2 protein-coding genes are annotated in these 941 nt (G+C 55.9%); both read right to left on the reverse strand.

Going from position 1 to position 941, the window contains the following annotated elements:
* The coding region (locus tag AC2FAN_RS27195) for a Crp/Fnr family transcriptional regulator (protein ID WP_485177070.1) at window positions 1–699 on the reverse strand (699 nt) is incomplete at its 3' end.
* Window positions 700–756: 57 nt separating this feature from the next.
* A partial coding sequence (locus tag AC2FAN_RS27200) for a hypothetical protein (RefSeq protein ID WP_485177071.1) occupies window positions 757–941 on the reverse strand: 185 nt, incomplete at its 5' end.

Consider the following 941-nt stretch of genomic DNA (forward strand, 5'->3'; position numbering starts at 1 on the left):
GTCAAATTCCGCCAACTCGCAGAGACCCGACCAATTCAGAACCGTGATACGGCTCGCCCGGATACGAACCAGGCCGGTTTCGCGAATTTTCCGCAGCTGCTTGTTCATATGGACGGTCGACAGGCCCAGTGAATCGGCGATTTCCGTCTGGGTCATGGGCAGATTGCAGGTTATGCCGTCTGACAGGCCGATGGCTTTCATCTTCGTGATGAATTCACACAGGAAGTGCGCAATGCGGCTTGCAGCGGGGCGCTTCCCAATCCCGACCATCCATTCACGATAGATCGAAGCCTCTATCAACGTCTCGCGCCAGAATGCCTCTGCAATGCGAAAGGAGCTGCGGGTGAGCGCTCTGACCGGTTCATGCGGGATGAAACCCACCGTTACAGAAGTGAGGGTTCCCAGATTGTGATCCATCCGTGGGAGTACCAGCGAATGGATGTCGGGGATGTCTCCCGGAAGATGGAGCGATATGATTTGCCGCTGCCCCTCCCCGACAATTTTATAACGACACACGAGCCCGCCGATAACGAGGCAGCATTGCTTGGCGAGTTCACCTTCGCGGACAATATCCTGCCCCGCCTCGTAGTGCCGGATGTTCAGGGGCAGTTGGCGAAGCAGTCGCTGCTCTTCCTCCCCTAGCGGCTGTGTCGTTTCGAGCTTTTGGATGAGTTCGCTAATGTATTCCTCTTTGCCCATCCTATCGTTGCTCCGCAATCGTTTGAGACCAGCGCTCAGCCGCCCCGCTGCTTTCTCTTACTTTCGCTTGAAATAGGCGACATGTAAAAAGACATAGACAAATATCGGGAGCAGCAGTGGTTGCGCCTGCCGCGGAGCGCGACGGGGCGGGCGCCCAAACGAACAGGAGGCGGCTGAGACCTGGAATAATTTTCGCCCGAAAACACTGGCGTAACGCATAACTAAAATCGCCACCGAAAAAG

Source organism: Allobosea sp. RIT-PG3_2 (assembly GCF_057321085.1).